Here is a 17,436-nt window from a genome sequence, read left to right as displayed (position 1 = left end):
AGTAGATTGGACCCTATGAAACTCGAACTTCGCGGGATCACGAAGCGATTCGGATCCTTCGTGGCGAACGACCACATCAGCCTCACCGTCGAGCCTGGCGAGATCCACGCGCTCCTCGGCGAGAACGGTGCCGGGAAGTCGACCCTGATGAACGTGCTCTACGGCCTCTACCGGGCGGAGGAGGGCGATATCCTGCTGGACGGCAAGGAACAACGCTTCGCCGGCCCCGGAGACGCGATGAATGCCGGGATCGGCATGGTGCACCAGCACTTCATGCTCATCCCCGTCTTCACCGTCGCGGAGAACGTCATGCTCGGCCATGAGAAGACCACCTTCGGTGGTCGGCTCGACCTGGCATCGGCGCGCAAGACGGTGCTGGACATCTCGTCGAGATTCGGGTTCCACGTCGATCCGGATGCGCTCGTCGAGGACCTCCCCGTGGGCGTGCAGCAGCGGGTCGAGATCATCAAGGCGCTTTCCCGCGACGCCAAGGTGCTCGTGTTCGACGAGCCGACCGCCGTGCTCACCCCGCAGGAGACCGATGAGCTCATCGTCATCATGAAGCAGCTTCGCGAGGCAGGCACATCGATCGTGTTCATCACCCACAAGCTGCGCGAGGTGCGCGAGGTTGCCGACCGCATCACAATCATCCGGCTCGGCAAGGTCGTTGGTGAGGCGCTGCCGACCGCGAGCAACAAAGAACTCGCCTCGCTCATGGTCGGGCGCGCCGTCGAGCTCACCGTGGAGAAGGACCCGGCCAGGGTCGGCGAGGCTGCCCTTATCGTCGACAACCTCTCGGTTGTCGACATCCATGGGCAGATCGTCGTCAACAAGGTGAGCTTCGAGGTTCACTCCGGAGAGATCCTCGCGATCGCGGGCGTTCAGGGAAACGGCCAGACCGAGCTGACCGAGGCGCTGCTCGGCCTCCAGGAGCGGGTCACCGGCACGATCACGCTCGACGGCACGCCGCTCACCGGACTCAGCGTGCGCAAGGTCCTCGACGCCGGCGTCGGATTCGTGCCAGAGGACCGGCAGGAAGACGGGCTCGTCGCCGAGTTCACCATCGCCGAGAACCTCATGCTCGACCGGAGCACCCGGGCGCCGTTCGTCAGGGCGGGATCGCTGCAGCTGGCCAGCCTTGCCGAATTCGCCGAGAAGAAGATTGTCGAGTTCGACATCCGCGCCCAGGGGATCACGACCAACGTCGGCCGACTCTCCGGGGGCAACCAGCAGAAGGTCGTCCTGGCCCGGGAACTCAGCCGCGACCTCCGCCTGTTCGTCGCGGCGCAGCCGACGCGCGGACTCGATGTGGGGTCGATCGAGTTCGTGCACACCCGCATCGTTGCGACCCGCGACGCCGGCACGCCGGTCATCGTGGTCTCGACCGAGCTCGACGAGGTCGTCGCGCTCGCCGACAGAATTGCGGTCATGTACCGCGGAGGGATTGTGGGAATCGTGCCAGGCGACACTCCGAGAGAGGTGCTCGGGCTCATGATGGCCGGAGCCAGCCTCGCAGAAGCGACGGGCGACGCGGCGGTGCGCACCGCATGAGCGAACAGATCCCGCCCCGCGGACAGACCGATCCCGTCGCCGTCGACGACGCCACCGCGCCAGCGACGGGGGACGCTCCCCCCGACGACTCGCGCTCGTCCGCATTCCTCCGTGACCTGATTGGCGGGAGTGCCGCGATCTCTGTGCTCGCCGTCGTGCTCGCGCTCTTCGTCGGAGGGGTGCTCATCGCAGTCACGAACGAAGGCGTGCAGAGCGCAGCCGGCTACTTCTTCTCCCGCCCCTCGGACATGTTCCAGGCGATCTGGGATGCGGTATTCGGCGCGTACCGCGCGTTGTTCCAGGGATCGGTCTACGACTTCCGGCGCGACACCTTCGCCGCCGGCATCCGGCCCCTGACCGAGACGCTCACCTTCGCCACCCCGCTCATCGCGGCAGGTCTCGGTGTCGCGCTCGCCTTCCGTGTAGGGCTGTTCAACATCGGCGGGCGCGGGCAGATGCTCATCGCCGCCGCGTGCGCCGGCTGGGTCGGCTTCTCGCTCGAACTGCCCTATGGCGTGCACCTGTTCGTGGCGGTGCTCGCCGGCGTTCTCGGCGGGGCCGTCTGGGGTGGCATCGTGGGTCTGCTCAAGGCGAGGACAGGCGCTCACGAGGTCATTGTGACGATCATGCTCAACTTCGTCGCCCTGTATCTCGTGTCGTTCCTCCTGCGCACCCCGGTGCTCCAGGCCCCCGGCAGCAACAACCCGAAGACGCCGCCGATGGCGGACACGGCCGTGTTCCCACCGCTGTTCGGGTCCGGGTACAACGTGCACGCCGGCCTTCTGTTCGTCATCGCCGCCACCATCTACGTCTGGTACCTCCTCGGCCGCTCGAGCATGGGGTTCCAATTCCGCGCCGTCGGCGAGAACCCCAACGCGGCACGGGTCGCGGGCATCAACGTCAAGAACGTCTACGTGACCGCGATGCTGATCTCCGGCGGCCTCGTCGGGCTCGCCGGTGTGTCGCAGGTGCTGGGCACGATCACAACGGGATTCGGCTCCGGCATCGACGCTGGCATCGGCTTCGATGCGATCACTGTCGCGCTACTCGGCCGGTCCAAGCCCTGGGGTGTGTTCTTCGCGGGCATTCTCTTCGGGGCCTTCAAGGCGGGGGGATTCTCGATGCAGGCCGCCGAGGGCATCCCCGTCGACATCGTGCTCGTCGTGCAGTCGCTCATCGTGCTGTTCATCGCGGCGCCGCCGCTCGTGCGGACGATCTTCCGTCTCCCAACGCCAGGCCAGCCCGCAGCTGCGCGATCGAAGAAGAAGGCGGTAACGACATGACGACCGTGACACGGGCGCAGGATTCCCAGTCGCGCATTGTGCTGGAGAAGGCCGAGATCCGCAGCTGGAAGGCCCCGATCGCGCTCGCCGTCTTCGTGCTCATCGGAGCGGTGGTCTTCATCGCTTTCGGCCGCGACGGCGAATCCACTTTCGTGCTGTCGCGTCGCGTCGACGTCATCCAGCTGGCCGACATCGTGCTCCCCACGCGAGCCGCCTGCATCGTGATTGTGTTGCTGCTCGCCGCGATCACCGGCTGGAGCGCCTACCTCGCCTTCCGTGCGCGCACAACCCCGGTCTGGGCGCTCGGCCTTTTCGGCTTCCTGTTCGTCGTCGGGTTCCTCACCTGGGCGGCCGCGGGAGCCAGCATCCCCGTCAGCGGGCTGCTCATCGGCACCCTCGGCATCAGCGTCCCGCTCATCTTCGGTGCGCTCGGCGGTGTCATCTCGGAACGAGCGGGCGTGGTCAACGTCGCGATCGAGGGTCAGCTTCTCGCCGGCGCGTTCGTCGCCGCCGTCGTCGCGTCGATCACGCGTCAGCCGCTCCTCGGGCTGGCCGCGGCCATGTTCGCCGGGGTGCTCGTCTCGTTCGTGCTGGCCGCATTCTCGATCAAGTACCTCGTCGAACAGGTCATCGTGGGTGTCGTGCTCAACGTGCTCGTTGCGGGACTCACGAGCTTTCTGTTCTCCCAGGTGCTCAGCGAGAACACGGCGCTGCTGAACTCCCCTCCGGGGTTCGACCCGATCAACATCCCGATCCTGTCCGAGATCCCCATTCTCGGACCGGTGCTGTTCCGGCAGACGATCATCGTCTACGTCATGTACTTCGCGGTTGCCGCGGTCTGGTTCGGCCTCTACCGCACCCGCTGGGGGCTCCGCGTGCGGTCGGTGGGCGAGCACCCGCAGGCCGCCGACACCGTCGGCATCAACGTCGCGAGCACCCGCTTTTGGAATGTCTCGCTCGCGGGCGCCATCGCCGGGTTCGGCGGGGCGTACCTCACCCTCGACGCCGTCGGGTCGTTCAACAAGGAGATGACAGCCGGCGCCGGGTTCATCGCCCTCGCAGCCGTGATCTTCGGCCGCTGGGATCCGATCAAAGCGACCCTCGCCGCGCTCCTGTTCGGGTTCGCGACCAACCTGCAGAACGTGCTCAGCATCATCGGTTCGCCGGTGCCGAGCGAGTTCATGCTCATGCTCCCGTACATCGTCACGATCTTCGCCGTGGCGGGGCTCGTGGGCAAGTCGAGGCCTCCGGCCGCCGACGGCAAGCCCTACATCAAATCATGAGTGCCGCGGAGCGGGACCCTGTCGACTGGGACACACTGCGCGCAATCGCCCTCGAGGCGACGCGCCACGCCTACGTGCCGTACTCGAAGTTCCCGGTCGGCGCCGCAGCGATCGTCGACGATGGCCGCGTCATCTCGGGCTGCAACGTCGAGAACGCCTCATATGGCCTCAGCCTGTGCGCCGAGTGCGCCCTCGTGTCGAGCCTGCACATGACCGGCGGCGGCCGTCTGGTCGCCTTCACCTGCGTCAATGGCAACGGCGACACGATCATGCCGTGCGGACGCTGCCGACAGCTCCTGTTCGAACATTCCGCGCCGGGCATGGTTCTTGAGACCGTCTCCGGCATCCGCACGATCGACGAGGTCATTCCCGACGCGTTCGGGCCGCGCACGCTAGAGGAGTACCGCCAGTGAGCACCGTTCTATGAGCGCCGTTGAGCCGTTCGATGTCGTCGACCTGATCCGCACGAAGCGCGACCGGGGCGAGCTCGGTACCGAACAGATCAACTGGATGATCGACGCCTACACGCGCGGCTACATCGCCGACGAGCAGATGGCCGCGATGACTATGGCGATCTTCCTCAACGGCATGGGGCGGAGCGAGATCCGCGACCTGACCCTCGCGATGATCGCGAGCGGCGAGACGATGAACTTCGACTCCCTGTCGAAGCCGACCACCGACAAGCACTCCACCGGCGGCGTCGGCGACAAGATCACTCTCCCGCTCGCACCCCTCGTCGCCTCGTTCGGCGTTGCGGTGCCGCAGCTCTCCGGCCGCGGGCTCGGCCATACCGGCGGCACCCTCGACAAGCTCGAGTCGATCCCGGGCTGGCGCGCCGACCTCACGAACGAGGAGTTCTTCAGCCAGCTCGAGAGCGTCGGCTCGGTCATCTGCGCTGCGGGAGCCAGCCTCGCCCCCGCCGACAAGAAGCTCTACGCCCTGCGCGACATCACCGGCACCGTCGAGGCGATCCCGCTGATCGCCTCGTCGATCATGAGCAAGAAGATCGCCGAGGGCACCGCCGCCCTCGTGCTCGACGTGAAGTTCGGCTCCGGCGCGTTTCTGCAGGACCCGGCCCGCAGCCGCGAGCTTGCCGAGACCATGGTGCGACTGGGGACGGATGCCGGGGTCTCGACGGTGGCGCTGCTCACCAACATGAATGTGCCGCTCGGCCTCGCGATCGGCAACGCGAACGAGGTGCGCGAGTCGGTGGAGGTGCTCGCCGGGGGAGGACCGGCCGACGTGATCGAACTCACCATCGCCCTCGCCCGCGAGATGCTCGCCCTCGCTGGCCAGCCCGACGCTGACGTCGAGAGCGCGCTTCGCGACGGCCGCGCGATGGACACCTGGCGCGCCATGATCACAGCGCAGGGCGGCGACCCGGATGCAGCGCTCCCGACCGCCCGGGAGACGCACGTCGTGACCGCCCCGCGTTCCGGCGTGCTCGTGGAGCAGCAGGCGCTGCCCTTCGGAATCGCAGCCTGGCGGCTCGGGGCCGGTCGCGCCCGCAAGCGGGACCCGGTGCAGCACGCATCCGGGATCGACCTTCATGCCAAGCCCGGCGACACCGTCACCGCAGGCCAGCCGTTGTTCACCCTGAGCGCCGACGAGCCGGAGCGGTTCGCTCGCGCCCTCGAGTCGCTCGAGGGATCCTGGCGGATCGGCGACGAGGGCGACGAGGTGCTCACCGGCGGACCGCTCATCGCGGATCGCATCGGGTCGTGAGCTCGTCCCGCGTGTCCCGCTCGCCCGCGCGCCGGGCGTTCGACTGGATGTTCCGCAGCCGGATCGACGGTCGTGTCGTCATGGGTCAGGGGCCGAACCTCGCGATTCTGATCTTCACCGGCGCTCTCATCCTCGCGTTCGTTCTGCCACCGCGGGCCGCAGTGGTGTTCGGCGTGATCGCCTACGCCTCGCTCGCGTGGTGGGCGTACGACGAACTGTTCTTCGGCGTGAACCCGTTCCGCCGGATGCTGGGTGCCGCAGCCGTGGTGGGTCTCGCGGCTACGGCCGTCGCTGCCATCCGGTCCTGAGCCGCCCTGCAATCCGACTCGAGTCGCGGCTCGTCGCACCCGGCACCCGGGCACCCGGCAGCCGGCATCCGGCATCCGGCGTCCGGCGTCCGGCATCCGGCGTCCGCGCTGAGAGTACGCACTATGGCTGTTGCAAGGCCGCAGGAACCGCCGAAACATGTACTCTCGTTGGCGACCGGGCATCCGGCGGCCGGCATTCCGTATCCGGGGCCAGTGCCCGGCTCCGGCGCCCAGGAGCAAGCTTCCGCGCTGAGAGTACGCACTATGGCTGTTGCAGGGACGCAACGAGAGCCGAAACCCGTACTTTCACTGGCATCCGGGCATCCGGGCATCCGGGCGTCCGGGCGTCCGGGCGTCCGGGCGCCCGGCGACCAGCATCCAGCCCCCGCCCCAGCTCCACCTCCACCTCGAGCTCCACCTCCACTCCACCTCCACCTCCAGCAGCCAGCTCCAGCAGCCAGCTCCCGCGGCCAGCTCCCGCGGTGAGAGTACGCACTATGGCTGTTGCAGGGACGCAGGATGCGCCGAAACACGTACTTTCGCTGGCGACCGGGCATCCGGCGGCCGGCTGCAGCTCCGGCTCCAGCAGCCGACTCCAGCAGCCAGCGCCCGCGCTGAGAGTACGCACTATGGCTGTTGCAGGACAGCAACTAGCGCCAAAACACGTACTCTCGTGTTGGTCTCACCAGTGGCGGATCGGGTTGCCGTCCCATCCGCCCGCCATCAGCGCTGTGCGCAGCTTGTGGATTAGCTCGGCGGGGTCGCGGTAGTCGGGCGAGTGGGCGCGGATCGCGATCCAGTTGATGAGCTGCAGAGCGTTGATGCGGCGGATGTCTTCGGCCCACTGGATCCGGTCCCTGCGGTGATGGTCACCCTCGTATTCCAACGCGACACGAAACCGCCGCCACGACAGGTCAGGCCTTGCGACAAATTGGCCGAGGGCATTCCTGACCGGCTCGTTGACGTCGGGAGCCGGTAGGCCAGCTTGGAGGATGGCAATGCGGATCTCGCTTTCGGGTGGGGAGTCGGACCGGTCCGAGATCAGGGGAAGCGCGAGGCGAAGCATCCGGGGGCCCCGTCGGCCGGGAAACTGCGCCACGGCGGTCTCGAGCCGCACGAGGGAGGTGGTCGGCTTCCGTCGCCATAGGAGGAAGTCTCCTGCGCTAACGAGCTGCGGCAGGGTGAGCGACCCCGCGAGGTCGCACCAGGTCCGCTCGGGCGAGGTCAGCGCCAGGCCAGCCGACAGGGTCAGATCGCCGTCGCGGAGAGTGAGGTGGTGCGCGTGGATGCCGGCCGCTTCGATCCGTCTCTCGCCCGCGCGGACGCCGATGTGGAGGGGGAGCCAGGGCTGGCCGACAGGGAGTGGGATCTGCATCAAGCCAGCCGCGGTGGGCCCGCAGAAGAAGGATCGGGGCGGCATCCGCAGGGCGAAGGCTCGGCACAGCCGGAGCAGGCTCGCCTCGGCCTCCGCGAGGTCGCGCGTTCCGGCGAATGGGGCGGTGAGGTCCCGTCCCCGCAGACGCCCGCGCGCGAGCATGGCGTCGCGCGCGAGGAAGGGTCCTGTCAGGAGGGAGGGCGGGAGCGGATGCCGTGGAGTCATCGAACGAGACTGCACCGGCGACTGGGCACTTTGGGCGCGCTCTCCACAGCCGAGGAGGCTGCGACCGTGAGAGTACAAGAACGGGCGCTTCCGGGGACAAGAGAGCAGCCGAAATGCGTACCCTCACCGGGCTAGGGTTCAAACATGGGGCTGGGGCTGGGGCTGGGGCTGGGGCTGGGGCTGGGGCTGGGGCTGGGCCTGGGGCTGGGGCTGGGGCTGGGGCTGGGGCTGGGGCGGCTGAGCCTCGCGATTCGGCCGGGCTATAGCTCGACGTCGCCGATCCGCTCGAGGGCGTCCACGATGAGCGCCCAGAACCTGTCGTGGTCGAGGTCGGTCGCCGTGTGGGTCGTGCAGTCGGCCGGTGCCGGGGCGCGGAAGTCCGCGACCGTCATTCCGAGGGTCAGGGTGCCGGTGAGCTCGACGTCGAGCGGCACCTTCACGACGGTCATCACCGAGGGGTCGATGACGAGCGCAACCGCGCAGGGGTCGTGCACCGGCGGGAACTCGAAGCCCTGGGTCTCGCGGTAGGTCTGGCCGAAGAACTCGAGCAGCTCGACCACGAATCGGGCAGGGCCCGTTCCGATCGCGGCGATCCTGGCCACGACATCCGGGGTCGCGAGGGCCTGGTGGGTAAGGTCGAGGCCGACCATTGTGAGCTTCCACGACTCGTTGAAGACGATGTGCGCGGCCTCGGGGTCGATCGCGATGTTGAATTCGGATGCCGCGCTCCAGTTGCCGACGTGGTAGCCGCCGCCCATGAGCACGACCTCCTTGACGCGGCCCGCGATGCGCGGCTCCGTGCGCACCGCGAGCGCAATGTTGGTGAGGGCACCGGTCGGTACGAGGGTGATCGTGCCCGGTTCAGCTGCCATGACGGTGTCGATGATGAGGTCGACGGCGTGACGCTCGTCCACTCTCAGCGTCGGCTCTGGCAGCACGGGACCGTCGAGACCCGACTCGCCGTGGATCGACTCCGCGACCTCTGCCGCCCGCACGAGCGGCCGGTGCGAGCCGGCGGCGAACGGCACCCCGGTGATCCCGGCAATGCGGGCGACCGCGAGTGCGTTGCGGGTGACCTTCTCGATCGTCTGGTTGCCATGCACGGTCGTGACGGCGACGAGCTCGATCTCCTCGCTGCCGTGCGCGAGCAGCAGCGCGATCGCGTCGTCGTGGCCGGGGTCGCAGTCCAGGATGATCTTCGTCGCCATCATCAAAGCATATATGAAAGTCACATTCATAGGCGTAAGGTATCGGGATGGACGATCAGGCAGCAGAACTTGTCGAGCGCGGCCGCAAGCGCATCGAATGGATCCGTTCGCGGATGCCGCTGCTCGCGGCGGCGCGCGCCGACTTCGCGGTCTCGAGACCGTTCGACGGACTGCGGATCGGCATGTCACTGCACCTCGAGCCGAAGACCGCGGTGCTGCTGGAGACCCTCGCCGCTGGCGGCGCAGAGCTCGTCGCGACCGGAAACCACGGCTCCACCCAAGACGACATCGTGGCCGTGCTGCGCGCGGACGGAATGACCGTTTTCGGGCGCAGGCAAGACAGCGTGGAGCGGCACCACGAGAACGTCGCGGCCGTGCTCGATGCAGCCCCGGGCATCCTGCTCGACAACGGGGGAGACCTCGCCGCGGGTGTCGTCGCGCGGGGCATCGAGTCCAGCATCCTCGGCGGCACGGAGGAGACCACCTCCGGCGGCGACAGGCTACGCGGCGAACTCGCCGGGCGCGTGCCATTCCCCATGATCGTCATCAACGACAGCCGACTCAAGGCCATCGGCGAGAACCGGCACGCGGTCGGGCAGTCGGTCGTCGAAAGCTTCATGCGAATCACGAACATGATGATCCCCGGCCGTCGCTTCGTCGTGGCCGGCTACGGCTGGTGCGGCAGCGGGGTCGCCCACTACCTCCGGGCGCTCGGCGGCAAGGTCGCGGTCGTCGAGGTCGACGAGCTCACAGCATTCGAGGCCGCGCTCGACGGATATCGGGTCGGCTCGTTGGAGAACCTCGCGGGCTGGGGCGAGGTATTCATCACGGCGACGGGCCAGGCGGGCATCATCACCGAAGAGATCTTTCCGCTGCTCGCTGACGGGGCGGTACTGGCCAACTGCGGGCACTTCCCCTGGGAGATCGACGTGCCAGCGCTCACGGCGGCGGCAACCGGCATCCATCCCCTCGACGAGGCGATCGACCGGATCGATTTCGCCGACGGTCGGCATGTGATCCTCCTCGCCGACGGACGGATGATGAACCTGGCCGGCCGCGAGCCCAAGGGCAACTCGCTCGAGTCGATGGACCTCGGATTCCTACTCCAGGTGCTCTCCCTCGAACGCATCGCAACGGCGGCCGACACTCTCGTCGAAGGAGCTCAGCCGGTGCCCGACGATCTGGACAGGCTGATCGCCCGGCGCATGCTCGCGGCAATGGCCGCGGACCGCTGATGCCCGGCCGCCCCGACCCTGTCGACGCGTCTGACGCGGCTGACGCGGCTGCCGCGGCTGTGCCCCATGCGCCGGATGCTGCGTCGACCGCAGAGTCCCCGGAATACGCCGTCCCGGCCCTCGATAAGGCCCTCGACGTGCTCGAGCTGCTCGCCGACCAGAGCGGCGGGCTCACCCAGGCCGCGATCGCGACCGCCGTCGGGCGATCAGTGAACCAGATCTTCCGGGTGCTGCAGCGGCTCGAGCGACGAGGCTGGATCTACCGCGACCGGCGCTCCGGCCTGTACCTGCTCTCCACCAGAATGCTTGACCTCGCCCACCGGCACCCGCCGCTGCGGGGTCTCGTCGAGCTTGCACTCGGCCCCATGCGCCGTCTCGCCGAGGCCGTACGCCAGTCGTGCAACCTCAGCGTGCTCGACGCCGATCGGGTGCGCGTGATCGCCCAGGTCGAGAGCCCGGCTGACTTCGGCTTCCGGGCGCGCGTCGGCGCGGACTTCCCGATCGAGTCGACCGCGGCGGGCATCGCGCTCACGGGCGGCGCCCCCGCCGGTTTCCTGCGGCGCGACGACCCGATGCAGCCCGGAATCACCGACCTCGTCGTGCCCGTGCTCGGCCGCGACGACCGGCCCGTCGCCGCACTCACGATCCCGTACGTCGCCACGAGCTTCAGCGAGATCGGCGTCGACGACGTGTTCGGCGAGCTGATCGAGGCTGGCCGTGCGATCTCCGCCCGCCTGCAGGGAGCTGGACCGGACGGCACCCGGTAGATTTGACCCCATGACCACATCCCCAGAGGACTACCGCCTCCGAGGCGGCGCGAACGTCAGCACCCTCCCCAAGATCTCCCTCCACGACCACCTTGACGGTGGCCTACGCCCGCAGACGATCATCGAGCTGGCCGACGCCGTCGGCTTCGCCCTTCCCGAGACGGAGTCCGGCGACCTCGCCCGATGGTTCTCCGAGAAGTCCGATTCCGGCTCCCTCGTCGAATACCTGAAGACCTTTGACGTGACGACGGCGGTCATGCAGACGCGCGAGGGGCTCAGCCGGGTTGCGCGCGAGTTCGTGCAGGACCTCTCGAAGGACGGCGTGATTTACGGCGAGATCCGCTGGGCCCCCGAGCAGCACCTCACCGCCGGACTCAGCCTCGATGACGCCGTTGAGGCGGTGCAGGAGGGCATCGACGAGGGCATCGACGACGCGCAAAACGCCGGCTCCCGCATCCGGATCGGCCAGCTCGTGACGGCCATGCGCCATGCCGACCGGGGCCTTGAGATCGCCGAGCTCGCCGTGCGCCACCGCGACCGCGGCGTCGTCGGCTTCGACATCGCGGGTGCCGAAGCCGGGTTCCCCGCGAGCCGGATGCGCGACGCGTTCGACTACCTCGCCCTGCACCTGTTCCCGGTCACCGTGCACGCTGGCGAGGCCGACGGGATCGACAGCATCCGCGGGGCATTGTTCGACGGCCGTGCGCTCCGGCTCGGCCACGGCGTGCGCATCGCCGAGGACATCGTCGTTGATCGAGAGACCGACGAGAGCAGCTATGTCACCCTGGGTTCGGTCGCCCAGTGGGTCAAGGACCGGGAGATCCCGCTTGAGCTGAGCCCCTCCTCGAACCTGCAGACCGGGGCGATCGCCGCGTGGGGCGACGACCTCGTCGACCACCCGTTCGACCTGCTGTACCAGCTCGGCTTCCAGGTGACCGTCAACACCGACAACCGGCTCATGAGCAACACCTCGCTGAGCAAGGAGCTCGTGCTGCTCGGCGAGGCGTTCGGCTACGACCTGAGCGACTTCGAGGTCTTCCAGCTCAATGCGGCCGCGGCGACCTTCCTGCCGCTCGAGGACCGTGAGGAGCTCGTAGACCAGATCATCGCCGGCTTCGAGCAGGCCTGAGAATGTCGCTCCCGCCCCTCCCCGAGGAGGCCATCACCATCGGTGCGGATGCCCGGACCTGGCGTGAGGCCGTGCGCCTCGCCGGCGCGGGGCTCGAGGCATCCGGGGCCGCACGCTCGGCCTACTCCGAGGAGATGATCCGCATGATCGAGGAGCACGGCCCCTATGTGGTCATCGCTCCCGGCCTCGCGCTCGCGCACGCCCGTCCCGGGCCGGACGTCATCAAGGACGGCCTCGCCGTCGTGACGCTGAGCACCCCGGTAGCCTTCGGGCATCCGCACAACGACCCCGTCAGCGTCGTGCTGGGGTTGGCCATCCTGTCGATCGAGGGACACCTCGCCTCGGTCGCCGAGCTCGCGAACGTGTTCAACGACCCAACTGCGATCCCTGCGATCGCGGCGGCGAAGGATGCCGCGACAATCATCGCCATCATGAAGAGGGAACAATGAAGATCGTCGCGATCTGCGGCGCCGGAATCGGCAGCTCCAGCATTCTCAAGGTCAACGCGGAGCGCGTTCTGGCCAATCTCGGCCTGGAGGCCAACGTGACGGCGGCCGATATCTCCTCGGTACGCACCGTGGCGGCCGACGCCCAGGTGATCCTGACATCGTCCGAGTTCGTCGAGGCGATCGGCAAGACCTTCGCCGACGTGATCGTGATCGAGAACTACTTCGACCTGCGGGAGCTCACGGAGAAGCTGGAGAAGTCGCTGGGCTGAGCCTGCCTTGCGGTTGAGTGGGTTCTGCTCCGACAGCGTCGAGAACCGCGTGCGGTCGGCGGGTGGTTGGGTGGGCGCGGCGGTTGCGCCTGTTGTAGCGGGAGGAAAAGGCGGCAGGGATGGATGCTGTGGTTCGGCCGCGTGCGTCGGGTCGCGGCCTCCGCTGGTGATGGGTTGCGATGGGTTGGGGTCGCGTAGTTGTTTCGGCTGGTTGGGTCGGTCGCGTACCTGTTTCTGTTGGTTGGGCAGGTCGCGCAGCGACTGTGGCGAAACTTGGCCGTGCTCGGCCTGTGGTCATGGCAGTGCTGGTGTGGGGAGTTTTCCGCCGCGTTTGGGTGTTCGTGTGGGGTCGATGTGTGTGGGTGGGGTGAACCAGGGGGTGTTGTCGGTGATTTGTACGGTCCATCCTTTGTGGATGATGTGGTGGTGTCCGGTGCATAGAAGGATTCCGTTGTTGAGGTTTGTTGTGCCGCCGTGGGACCACCAGTGGATGTGGTGGGCTTCGGTGTAGGAGGGTGGTCTGCCGCAGCCGGTGATGGCGCAGCCGCCGTCGCGTTCGGCGAATGCGATTCGTTGGGCGCGGGTGAATAGTCGTCTCCCGGTGCCGAGGTCGAGGATTTGGCTGTTCCCGCCGAGGACTGCGGGGATCAGTTCCGCGTCCGCGGCAAGCCTGCGGGCGGCACCAGCCGTGATGGGGTCCTCGACTCCGTCGAGGTGTGCTGCGCCGAGGCCGGATTGGAGTTGTTCCAGGGTCATCCGGATGATCAGGGTGGTGTGTGGGAGGGGTCCGGGTGCGGTGGTGCAGCCCATCATGTGCCGGGCCACATCGATCAGAGCGTCGGCGGCGATCCTGGGGATCGTCCGCGGGTCGGGAAGCTCGGCATGGTGGTCACCGCACGCGTCCCGGTCGAGACCCTCATCGCCCATGCCGTGGCCGTGGCCGCCGGCGGTCCCCGCAGGTCCTGTCGGGTCGGTGTCGAAGCGGACGGCGCGGAGGGCGTCGCCGACCATCGCGTCGATCATGGTGCGCACATATCCGGCGCCGAGGGGGTCGAGGTCGATCGTGCAGCGCTCCAAACCGTTGCCCTGTTTGCTCCAGCGCAGCGACCGGGCCGCGATCAGTGCCTCCTCCCGCGGTGCGATCCCATCGGTATCGAGCGCGTCGCGCCAAGAGATCGACAGCTTCCGCACCGTGTCCGCCGGATGAGACGCGGCGAAGGTGACCAGTTCCTCCTCCGCCGCGACCAGGTGTACCGGCAGGGCGCGGGGGGCGGCCTGGGTGAGGGAGGTGATGATCGACTGGGCCGCATCCACCTGCACCACACCGCTGTTCACCGCATCCGCGACCAGGGGGAACGGGGCCGGGAGGCGCTCCCCGAGCAGGGACACCGGTGCGGTGGTCGCCTCACCCAGCCGGACTGTTCTGCCGGCCTCGGCCAGAGTCACCCGACCCAGTTCCGTGATCAGGGAGGCAGGAGAGGTATGCCCGGAAGACTTCGCCAGGCCGCCCTGCCCGAGCGAGGGGCGCGAGCGCACACTCAGCTCCCCCGCCGCACGCACCAGCAGGGCATCGACGTGTCGTTTGAGGTCATAGCCGGACTGGATCGCCCGCACCAGCCCCGCATCGGACATGGTCTCCACATCGAGCTGGGACGGAGCGACCGCAATCGCGCCGAACGATGCTCCGGCGGTTGCACCGACCGAGACGGCTGCAGCCGCTGCGCCGGATCCTGCTCCACGCGCATCGGGCGGCCGGGCATCGGGGTGTTCGCCGACCCGGGCGCCGAACCCGGTGAGCGCACCAGCCCACACCGACGCGAACGCGTCAGCGCTGTCAATGAGGGGATCGGTTGCTTTGGACATACCCACATAGTGACAGACACCACCGACATTCCAACCGACACCAAACCACACCCTGATCGGGGATATTGCCTGTGGACAACCCTCCTGGAGTACGGCCTGTGGAGGAGAAGACGCAGGTTCCCAAGTGGGGGCGACAGGCGCGCCAGAGCGCGCTGCTCAACCGGCAGAGACTCGCAGCTCGGACTTCGACACGGGCGCGGGTGGCCTGCTCACGATGGCTGAGCGCCTCAGGCGAGGATCGCGCGGATGCCTGCGTCGAGCTCATCGACGACGGCCTGCGCCGCGGCCTGCCGCCGGGGACCGGTGCCCTCGGTGCTGGACGAGTCGATGTACACCTTGACCTTGGGCTCGGTGCCGCTCGGGCGGACGATGACGCGTGCGCCGTCCGTGGTCCAGAAGCGGAGGATGTCGCTGGCCGGGAACGACCCGAATCCGCTCGCGAAGTCCTCGACACGGTCTACGCGAATCGACCCGATTTCGCGCAGCGGAGCATCCCGCAGCTTCGTCATGATGCGCGGAACCTCAGCGAGGTCGGTCACCCGCACCGAGATCTGCGCCGACGCGAACGCACCGAACTTCTCGGCGAACTCGAGCAGGTGATCTTCGACCGTCTTGCCGGCAGCCTTCAGCTCGGAGACGAGGGTGAGGAAATCGACGGCGGCCGAGATGCCATCCTTGTCACGCACCTTGTCTGGATCGACGAGGTAGCCGAGGGCCTCCTCGTAGCCGAACGCGAGCCCGCCCGCGCGGGAGATCCACTTGAACCCGGTGAGGGTCTCGGCGAAGTCGAGGCGGTATTCGCGGGCGATCTCCCGCAGGGCGGGGGAGCTCACGAGGGAACACGCGAGAGTGCCGTCGGCACCGGCCGTGGCGAGCCGCTCCGCAGCGCGCCAGCCCAGCAGGGAGCCGACCTCGTTGCCGCTCAGCCGCCGCCAGCCGCCGTCGGCCGGGATCGCGACCGCGAGCCGGTCGGCGTCGGGGTCGTTGGCGATGATGAGTTCGGCGCCTGCCGTCGTCGCGGTCGCCATCGCGAGGTCGAGCGCGCCGTGCTCCTCCGGGTTGGGGAATGCGACGGTCGGGAACGCGGCATCCGGCTCCTGCTGCTCGCGCACCGAGATTGGTTCGCCGAACCCGGCATCGACGAACACCCGGCGGGCGGTATGCCAGCCGACGCCGTGCATGGCCGTGTAGACGAAGGAGATCGGCGCTGGGACGGCCCCCGCGAGCGAGGCGGTAACGCGCACGTACTCGTCGACGACCTCCTCGCTCGCGGTCTCGAAGTCGCTGCTCCTGGGCAGATCGGTGGCGCGCGAGCCGGCCGCGATGGCGTAGATTCGCTCGGCGATCTCGGCATCTGCGGGGGCGACGATCTGCGCGCCGCCGTCCGCGCCGCCCACGTAGACCTTGTAGCCGTTGTCGGCTGCCGGGTTATGGCTCGCGGTCACCATGACCCCGGCACTCACCTCGAGCTGGCGCACCGCGAACGCGAGCACGGGCGTAGGCAGGAGGCGGGGGAGCAGGATGGCGCGCACGCCCGCGCCGGCCATGATCTCCGCCGTATCGATCGCGAAAACCCGTGAGTTCGTGCGACCGTCGTAGCCGATCACAACGCTCGGGGAGCTCTCGCGAGAGAGCAGCCAGGCAGCGAATCCCGCCGCGGTTTGGCTGACGAGCACGCGGTTCATGCGGTTCGGGCCCGCTCCGATCGCGCCGCGCAGACCGGCGGTACCGAACTCGAGACGCGTGTCAAAGCGGTCGTGCAGGTCGGCGAGCGCCGAGGGTGTGCCTCTCTCGGCATCCGCGACGGCCGCCTCGAGTTCGGCCCGGGTCCAGGTGTCGGGGTCCTGGGCGATCCAGTCCCGGGCGAGACGGACGAGGTTGCGCTCGGCGGTCACAGCGCGTCGACGATCTGGGCGAGGAGAGCGCTGATGACCGGCTCGGCGTCACGGCCGGCCTCGAGCACCTCTGCGTGGCTCAGCGGGGACGTCTGGATGCCCGCGGCGAGGTTCGTGATGAGCGACATGCCGAGCACCTCCATGCCCGCCTGGCGCGCGGCGATGGCCTCGAGCGCCGTCGACATGCCGACAATGTGCCCGCCGATCGCCTTCGCCATCTGCACCTCGGCCGGGGTCTCATAGTGCGGCCCGCGGAACTGGGTGTAAACGCCCTCGTCGAGGGTCGGATCGATGCCCTTCGCGATAGCCCGAAGCCTCGACGAGTACAGGTCGGTGAGGTCGACGAACGTGGCGCCCTCGAGCGGGGAGTCGAAGGTGAGGTTGATGTGGTCGCTGATGAGGACGGGCGTTCCCGGCGTCCAGTGCGGCTTGATGCCGCCCGCGCCGTTGGTGAGGATCATGACCTTCGCACCGGTCGCTGCTGCCGTACGAACACTGTGTACGACACGGCGCACTCCGTGGCCCTCGTAGTAGTGGGTGCGGGCGCCGATCACGAGGGCGCGCTTGCCGCCGGGCAACAGGATCGAGCGGAGCGAGCCCACGTGGCCCTCGAGCGCCGGACGGCTGAATCCGGTGACCTCGGTGGCAGGGATCGTCGCTACAGTCTCGCCGATGAGGTCGGCCGCCTTCGCCCAGCCCGATCCGAGGGTCAGTGCAATGTCGTGGTGGCCGACACCCGTGAGGTTCGCGATGTCGGCGGCCGCGGCGGCGGCGACCTCGAAGGGATCCGTCATCGGATCATCCAGGACATGGGAATGCGTAGTCGACATGGAACCCACCTTATTCAAGACGGCTCAAAGTCGAGCGATCC

16 protein-coding genes are annotated in these 17,436 nt (G+C 68.2%); 11 read left to right on the top strand and 5 right to left on the bottom strand.

Going from position 1 to position 17,436, the window contains the following annotated elements:
• The first annotated feature begins 15 nt into the window (after positions 1-15).
• The 6 genes from BHD05_RS00160 to BHD05_RS00135 are packed head-to-tail and all read left to right on the top strand — an operon-like array spanning position 16 to position 6,150.
• Positions 16-1,551, top strand: coding sequence for an ABC transporter ATP-binding protein (locus tag BHD05_RS00160; protein WP_161884642.1), 1,536 nt, complete (start codon positions 16-18; stop codon positions 1,549-1,551).
• The gene (locus tag BHD05_RS00155) at positions 1,548-2,834 is read left to right on the top strand and encodes an ABC transporter permease (protein ID WP_161884641.1); all 1,287 of its coding nucleotides are present in this window, start codon (positions 1,548-1,550) and stop codon (positions 2,832-2,834) included. Before BHD05_RS00160 ends, BHD05_RS00155 begins: the two co-directional genes overlap by 4 nt.
• Positions 2,831-4,117 carry an ABC transporter permease gene (locus BHD05_RS00150; protein WP_161884640.1) on the top strand — a complete coding sequence of 429 codons (1,287 nt, stop codon included), beginning with the start codon at positions 2,831-2,833 and terminating at the stop codon, positions 4,115-4,117. Before BHD05_RS00155 ends, BHD05_RS00150 begins: the two co-directional genes overlap by 4 nt.
• Positions 4,114-4,530, top strand: a complete 417-nt coding sequence (locus tag BHD05_RS00145) for a cytidine deaminase (RefSeq protein ID WP_161884639.1) — start codon at positions 4,114-4,116, stop codon at positions 4,528-4,530. Before BHD05_RS00150 ends, BHD05_RS00145 begins: the two co-directional genes overlap by 4 nt.
• A 10-nt stretch (positions 4,531-4,540) precedes the next feature.
• On the top strand, positions 4,541-5,842 hold the full coding sequence (locus BHD05_RS00140) for a thymidine phosphorylase (RefSeq protein ID WP_161884638.1): 1,302 nt from the start codon (positions 4,541-4,543) through the stop codon (positions 5,840-5,842).
• The gene (locus tag BHD05_RS00135; RefSeq protein WP_202614244.1) at positions 5,839-6,150 is read left to right on the top strand and encodes a hypothetical protein; all 312 of its coding nucleotides are present in this window, start codon (positions 5,839-5,841) and stop codon (positions 6,148-6,150) included. The genes BHD05_RS00140 and BHD05_RS00135 overlap by 4 nt, the downstream gene beginning before the upstream one ends.
• Positions 6,151-6,832: 682 nt before the next feature.
• Here the strand turns inward: BHD05_RS00135 and BHD05_RS00130 are convergent.
• Positions 6,833-7,750 (bottom strand): hypothetical protein, encoded by a 918-nt coding sequence (locus BHD05_RS00130; protein ID WP_161884637.1) that lies wholly within the window; start codon positions 7,748-7,750, stop codon positions 6,833-6,835.
• A gap of 260 nt (positions 7,751-8,010) precedes the next feature.
• A complete protein-coding gene (gene uriH / locus BHD05_RS00120; RefSeq protein ID WP_161887253.1) occupies positions 8,011-8,958 on the bottom strand; it encodes a uridine-preferring nucleoside hydrolase UriH in 948 nt (315 codons plus the stop codon).
• Positions 8,959-9,005: 47 nt separating this feature from the next.
• On the opposite strand from uriH, the gene BHD05_RS00115 reads away from it, so the two are divergent.
• The 5 genes from BHD05_RS00115 to BHD05_RS00095 are packed head-to-tail and all read left to right on the top strand — an operon-like array spanning position 9,006 to position 12,807.
• Positions 9,006-10,193 carry an adenosylhomocysteinase gene (locus tag BHD05_RS00115; RefSeq protein WP_161884636.1) on the top strand — a complete coding sequence of 396 codons (1,188 nt, stop codon included), beginning with the start codon at positions 9,006-9,008 and terminating at the stop codon, positions 10,191-10,193.
• On the top strand, positions 10,193-10,960 hold the full coding sequence (locus BHD05_RS00110; RefSeq protein ID WP_161884635.1) for an IclR family transcriptional regulator: 768 nt from the start codon (positions 10,193-10,195) through the stop codon (positions 10,958-10,960). Before BHD05_RS00115 ends, BHD05_RS00110 begins: the two co-directional genes overlap by 1 nt.
• Positions 10,961-10,970: 10 nt before the next feature.
• Complete coding sequence (locus tag BHD05_RS00105) at positions 10,971-12,089, top strand: adenosine deaminase (RefSeq protein ID WP_161884634.1); 1,119 nt, start codon at positions 10,971-10,973, stop codon at positions 12,087-12,089.
• A gap of 2 nt (positions 12,090-12,091) precedes the next feature.
• Positions 12,092-12,538 (top strand): PTS sugar transporter subunit IIA, encoded by a 447-nt coding sequence (locus BHD05_RS00100; protein ID WP_161884633.1) that lies wholly within the window; start codon positions 12,092-12,094, stop codon positions 12,536-12,538.
• A complete protein-coding gene (locus BHD05_RS00095) occupies positions 12,535-12,807 on the top strand; it encodes a PTS sugar transporter subunit IIB (RefSeq protein WP_161884632.1) in 273 nt (90 codons plus the stop codon). The genes BHD05_RS00100 and BHD05_RS00095 overlap by 4 nt, the downstream gene beginning before the upstream one ends.
• 294 nt (positions 12,808-13,101) lie before the next feature.
• Here the strand turns inward: BHD05_RS00095 and BHD05_RS00090 are convergent, their stop codons facing one another.
• The 3 genes from BHD05_RS00090 to BHD05_RS00080 form a co-directional block, all read right to left on the bottom strand.
• A complete protein-coding gene (locus tag BHD05_RS00090; RefSeq protein WP_161884631.1) occupies positions 13,102-14,670 on the bottom strand; it encodes an HNH endonuclease signature motif containing protein in 1,569 nt (522 codons plus the stop codon).
• A 227-nt stretch (positions 14,671-14,897) separates the two neighbouring features.
• The gene (locus tag BHD05_RS00085) at positions 14,898-16,565 is read right to left on the bottom strand and encodes a phospho-sugar mutase (RefSeq protein WP_161884630.1); all 1,668 of its coding nucleotides are present in this window, start codon (positions 16,563-16,565) and stop codon (positions 14,898-14,900) included.
• The gene (locus tag BHD05_RS00080; RefSeq protein WP_161884629.1) at positions 16,562-17,395 is read right to left on the bottom strand and encodes a purine-nucleoside phosphorylase; all 834 of its coding nucleotides are present in this window, start codon (positions 17,393-17,395) and stop codon (positions 16,562-16,564) included. The genes BHD05_RS00085 and BHD05_RS00080 overlap by 4 nt, the downstream gene beginning before the upstream one ends.
• Positions 17,396-17,436 lie beyond the last annotated feature (41 nt).

This window comes from Marisediminicola antarctica (genome assembly GCF_009930795.1).
Lineage (GTDB): Bacteria > Actinomycetota > Actinomycetes > Actinomycetales > Microbacteriaceae > Marisediminicola > Marisediminicola antarctica.
This window is presented reverse-complemented; position numbering and strand designations above follow the sequence as displayed.